At 58.5% G+C, this 1,844-nt stretch carries 2 protein-coding genes; one reads left to right on the forward strand and one right to left on the reverse strand.

The genetic code is table 11. The features are described from left to right. Window positions 1-1,095 (reverse strand): ABC transporter substrate-binding protein (locus L0H65_RS19310; protein ID WP_301460811.1); only part of this gene is annotated, 1,095 nt, incomplete at its 3' end. Between the two features lie 274 nt (window positions 1,096-1,369). Between L0H65_RS19310 and L0H65_RS19315 the strand changes: the two genes are divergently transcribed. Continuing rightward, window positions 1,370-1,844, forward strand: a 475-nt coding sequence (locus tag L0H65_RS19315) for a LacI family DNA-binding transcriptional regulator (protein ID WP_301460812.1), incomplete at its 3' end; no start/stop codon positions are given.

Below are 1,844 nucleotides of genomic sequence, written 5' to 3' on the forward strand. Positions count from 1 at the left end.
TGCGAGTGGCGTTTGCAGGAATTTCATGAAGGCCTCGGCAACCGGGCTGTCCTTGGTGATCACGAACAACGTTCCGGCCCCCAGCACCGGCTTGCCAAGGTCTTTTTCCGCATAAGCCGGGAAATAGAAGAAATCGGCGTCCTGCCCGACAACGGTGCCTTCCGGGAAGAAGGTCGGGATGAAGCTCGCCTGATGGTGCATGTAGCAAGCGGGTGGCGAGGTGAACAGGCCTTTCGGGCTGTCCCGGAAATCGGTGGAGCCGACAGCGCCTGCGCCGCCAGCGACAAACTTGTCATTGCGCGCGAACCAGCCGAAATCATCAATTGCGGCGATCACCTTCGGATCATTGAATTTCAGGTCATTGCTGACCCAGGCGTCATAATCCTGCGGCGAATTGTTGCGCAGCATCATGTCCTCAACCCAGTCGGTCGCGGGCCAGCCTGTCGCCGGGCCAGACCCGAGGCCAATGCACCAAGGCGTGCCGCCATCGGCGACGATCTGTTCGGTCAGGGCTTTCAGCTCTTCCATCGTGGTCGGGATTTCGTAACCCGCATCCTCAAAATTTTCCGGCACATACCAGACAAGGGATTTCACATCGACCTTGTAGAACAGCCCGTAAAGCGCCTTGTTGCCATCGGGACCGGCATAGGTTGCCAGATCAACCCAGGACTGCCCGGCGGCATAGTTTTCCTTGATCCAGTCGGCAGTGCCATCGGCAAGCGGCACCAGCTTGCCGCGTTTTGCCAAATCAGCGGCCAGACCCGGTTGCGGGATCACCGCGATATTGGGCGGGGAGCCTGCCTCGACATCAATCATCACGCGCTGTTCAAACCCGTCGCCGCCAGAATATTCGACATCTGCGCCGGTTGCCGCCTCGAAGTAAGCGATCACGCTTTCAAAAAGGTCTTTGTCGCCGCCGCCCCAAGGGCCGTCAATCTTCAGCGTCTGGCCTTTCAGATCGGTCGCTTTCAACGCCTCGAACCCGGCCCAGTCGAACCGGGCATCCTCCCCCGGTGCGAACTTCAGGTCTTGCGCCTGAACGCTTCCCGCAAACAGCGCCAGCGCCGCCGCACCCATGACATACTTGGCTGACATCTCAACCTCCCGATGATCACGCCTTGAGGCGTTGATGATTTTGATGTTGCGGTGGATCTTAATCCAAACCGCTTTGAGGGTTAGACCTTCGAACAGCTTTCTGCCAAGTCAATTACAAGTTGTATCCGTTCGCGCCTCCAAAATTCGCAATTGCCGCATGGAATTCCTGCTGAACCCGCACCCCCGACATTGAACCATCGCGGCGTTTGCCTTTGACCCGTCGCCGGTAACTGGCTAGCTTCGATTGAAATCCAAAACGCTTTGGTTATGGCTCGTGAACCTGAAGACCCTCTCGACCCTTCTGGGATTGTCGCCCACAACTGTCAGCCGCGCGCTGAACGGCTATCCGGAGGTGAATGAAGACACCCGCCAAAAAGTTATCAGCGCCGCAGCACTGCACAATTACAAACCCAACACCCGCGCGATCCGGCTTGCCACCGGCCGGGCAATGGCGGTGGGCCATGTGATCCCCGTCGGCACAAGGCATGAGATTGTGAACCCGATTTTTGCCGATTTCATTGCCGGCGCCGGGGAGACCTATTCGCGCGCCGGCTATGACCTGATGCTGTCCATCGTCCCGGATGCAGATGAGGCGAAACTTTACCGAGAGCTGCGGTCGCGCGGCAATGTCGATGGCGTCATCGTCCATTCCCCCCGGCAGGATGATTTCCGCATCGGTCTGCTGCATGACCTTGGCCTGCCTTTCGTCGTGCATGGCCGGGCGTCTGGAACCAGCCTGCCTTATTCAT

The organism is Pseudorhodobacter sp. (genome assembly GCF_030452865.1).
In the GTDB taxonomy this organism is placed as follows: Bacteria; Pseudomonadota; Alphaproteobacteria; order Rhodobacterales; family Rhodobacteraceae; genus Pseudorhodobacter.